3 protein-coding genes and 2 pseudogenes are annotated in these 3,534 nt (G+C 36.8%); 4 read left to right on the plus strand and 1 reads right to left on the minus strand.

Going from position 1 to position 3,534, the window contains the following annotated elements; all coding sequences use genetic code 11:
• From ASU00_RS24005 to ASU00_RS24015, 4 genes and pseudogenes are all read left to right on the plus strand, one after another.
• Positions 1-428 (plus strand): annotated as a pseudogene (locus tag ASU00_RS24005) (transposase); the annotation flags it as partial.
• A gap of 1 nt (position 429) precedes the next feature.
• Positions 430-632, plus strand: a pseudogene (locus ASU00_RS26565) (IS110 family transposase); the annotation flags it as partial.
• Between the two features lie 464 nt (positions 633-1,096).
• Positions 1,097-1,597, plus strand: coding sequence for an RNA polymerase sigma factor (locus ASU00_RS24010; RefSeq protein ID WP_057915947.1), 501 nt, complete (start codon positions 1,097-1,099; stop codon positions 1,595-1,597).
• Positions 1,590-2,579 (plus strand): anti sigma factor C-terminal domain-containing protein, encoded by a 990-nt coding sequence (locus ASU00_RS24015; RefSeq protein WP_057915948.1) that lies wholly within the window; start codon positions 1,590-1,592, stop codon positions 2,577-2,579. The genes ASU00_RS24010 and ASU00_RS24015 overlap by 8 nt, the downstream gene beginning before the upstream one ends.
• Positions 2,580-2,820: 241 nt before the next feature.
• Here the strand turns inward: ASU00_RS24015 and ASU00_RS25710 are convergent, their stop codons facing one another.
• The gene (locus ASU00_RS25710) at positions 2,821-3,003 is read right to left on the minus strand and encodes a hypothetical protein (protein ID WP_057915949.1); all 183 of its coding nucleotides are present in this window, start codon (positions 3,001-3,003) and stop codon (positions 2,821-2,823) included.
• Positions 3,004-3,534 lie beyond the last annotated feature (531 nt).

Here is a 3,534-nt window from a genome sequence, read left to right on the forward strand (position 1 = left end):
TCAAGATATCGTAACCGGGTGGAAATCATGTATGAAGCGACATTCCGGGCATAAAAAAGCCCGTTCCCTACTTGCATTGGCCAAGCGTTCAATTGGTACGAAACAAGCCCTTGATGAGTATAAACTTCACTTGGAACAGTTATTAGAGGAATATGATCTCGCTTCATCCCAACTCGAAAGAGTGACGCAAGAAGTCACAAACGTCTTGGAACAGATTCCATTCGTTAACCAAATACTTGCCATTAAAGGAATCAGCGAGATTTCATTGGCGGGAATCTTAGGAGAAGCTGGAGATCTGAGTGGGTTCGCTCACGGGAATGCGCTCCTTCGTCATGCAGGATTACATCTCGCTGGAAGCCAGCTCTGGGAAGTGGAAAGGCCAAATTGTTCTTTCCAAACGTGGAAGATCACGCCTGCGGCGTTACCTCNACCTTGCGACCATGAGTCTGGTGATGAATAACCCTGAGTTTAAAGCCCTGCACTCGAATAATGTTAAAGTGAAGAAGATTAAGAAAATGAAATCCATCATGAAACTTTGTGGAAAACTCGCACGTGTCCTAGTAGGGATTGCTCGTAATGGCTCTGCCTATAAACCGGAAATGGTCTTCCCTCTTGAACAACTAGCAGCGTAAATTTACATTCACATTGTTATTTTAACGAAAGTTGGCTTATTCGTAGGACCTCAAAGAAAGCACGAAGTACTGGATGTAATGAACAAAAGGGCAATGACCCGTTCCGTTAGCAAAACCAGCCTCCACCCCTTGGATAGGCATGACGAAGGAATGAAAGGGCATAGGATTATGACCCGTTGAGACATGGNAGGGCAGCGTGAAGAATGCGTGCAGCATATGTAATAATATGGGATTTTCAACAGATCCCCTATTTCAATCTGCCCTCATCTTATCAAAACGGTCCTATCTCTTTCGTTTATGTAAAGCAACCTATACCATGTGGTTTGAAATCCTGCGAATAAGCGAGTATTCGTGAGCATTATCTATTAAACTGAGNAAAACAAATAGTTGATAAGAAGTGAAAAAAATTTAAATAAGTGTTAACTTTTTTCTAACTAATACGTCTTACTTACGGGAGGACAGCGATGAACAATTCAAAAAAAATTCAAGAATTAAATGCCGAACTTAATATTGTTTATCGTTATCTACGTAAATTAGGAGTCTCACATGAAGATGCTGAAGATATTGTTCAAGAATCAGCCTATCGATTTCTTCTTTACTACGATTCAATAGATATATCTAAGACCCGGAGTTGGTTAATACGTGTAGCTTTAAATTTTCACCATGACCAATACAGAAAGCTTAAACGAGAGGAACTTGATTTAAACCAAGAACAAATAGCTTTGCTATCTAAAGATTTACCAGAAGAAATAATATTACAGAAAGAACAGCGTTCAGAAGTTCAAAAAGTGTTATTAAAATTAAAGCCACAATACAGAGAGATAATTCTATTAAAGTATCAGTGGGATCTAAAATATGAAGAGATATCCAAGTTACTTGAAATGAGTATTGGGATGGTAAAGACCAACCTATTTAGAGCGAGGAAACAATTTGTCAAATATTATAGGAGGAATAACAATGAGTGAAAAAAACACTACTGATGAGATTGATTTTACTAGTAAATCTTCTTTTCAAAATGTAATGAATAAGGCAAAAAGAAAGCAAACTGTTAAATATTTCATAATAACAACAATAACAACAATATTTTTGTTAGCAGTAATTTATATAGGGAGCCAGCAGATACTTGAAAAACGTAGAGCTGATGATAAATCAGGAAATTATAGTTTGATTCATGGAGCAAATACTCATCAAGGAAGTGCAAGTCCTTCCGATTCAAATCTTTTTAGTTATACTCAGGAAATAACATATGAAAAGAAAATTGGAGACAGAAGCATATTATGGAATACTAAAAGTGTAACAACACCGTTATTTGGAAAAAAAAGGTTTAATGAAAATGGTAGTGAAGCAAAAATATTTAGTGAAAGAGAAAAAAGGTATGTGAATTTTAATCAGCTTAATGGAGAGAGAGAAATTGAATTTTACTTCCCGCAACTTACATATACCTATCTTCCAAATGAGATAACTGCTGCGACAGAATTAGGTAATAATAAGATAGTAGAAGTAGCTCTATCATTTAAAAAGCCTCTAACCCTTCATGAAGCATCAAAGATCCTTGGAACAGATAATGTTAATTGGTTGTGGGTAGACACATCTACTGATGCTCAAGTAAAGGAATATAAAAAGGAAGCACTTATGAAAGAAAACGAAAGAAATGCTATTACACAAGGTGGAGGATATGCATATGGTTTTGAAGTACTGGATTCGGATTTTGAAATAGGAGGACAATACTTTCTAAATATCATTAAAACGCTTAGTTTGGAGGATGGAAACTATCAAAGCAAGGTAAAGAAATTAGCTAACAGTATTAATGAAGAGTCTTCACCAAAAGTTAGCGATATTCGTATTAGTGGAGCCGTAGTTACGGGGACACCAAAAGAGTTAGAAAGGTTTAATAATATTGATATTATTAGAGCCTCTCTTATTGGGGCTACTGTTGATATTTATTAATTACACACTTTTAACTAAGAAAACTTTAGTTGAGGATATTAAAGGATCTTCCAATGGAAGATCCTTTTTCATTATCGATAAAATCGATCTCCTATGTAACTCGCATAGTATTTTTGTTCAACGCCTCCGTTTTGGCGCTCCTTGTTGAACTATCCTGCCCCGTTAGTTCCATAAGAAAAGAGCTGCCTTAATGACAGCTCCGATCTTAAGCTTAACGCACTCGTTAGCTTAAATATCTAATTTATTTATCATTATCTAAATCATCATCAAGAAAAGACTTTTTATCTTCTTTAACTCCATACTTATTTTCAAGAAATTGACCAATTATTGAGCTGTTTATTCCTTTCCTTACTGCTGTTTCGATAACTATATATAGAATAAATAACCCAACAATATAAAAAACAATAGGTATGATAACCTCCACCAAAAAGCCCCCAAACAAATAACAATTATTAACTTTATTTTACCATAAAACGCAAAATTTCTTATGGAACTAACCTGCCCCGTTAGCCATCCATGAAGCGCAAAATCGGCGCTTCACCACAGAGAATGAAAATCAGCCTCTATGTCGATAATGTTTTAATGGCTGGCGAAGAAGGTCGTTGAACTATGGTGCCTTTGAGCCCATCCGTTAGTCTGACTCCGACGACCACGGTGTACCACCGACTGTCGCGCCCTTTATGGGTAGCACTCATGGGAGATTAATCCTTTTTTGGTCGTCGCGCTAGCCTCTACTTAATATGCTGTGATTGGAGGTTTTTGTTTAACGATCTATCAAACTCAATCAGATTACTCATAAGGCTCAGCCTTTTTTTAAAAAGCGTTTTTACTGGGTCTATTTTGTTGTGGTTTTTTCTGGATTTTGAGCTTTTTTAATTTTCATGGGAGTTCCATAAATCGAGTAGGAGGAGGCGCCTAGCCTCCGACCTCTCACACCACCGTACGTACCGTTCGG

This window comes from Peribacillus muralis, from assembly GCF_001439925.1.
GTDB lineage: Bacteria > Bacillota > Bacilli > Bacillales > DSM-1321 > Peribacillus > Peribacillus muralis.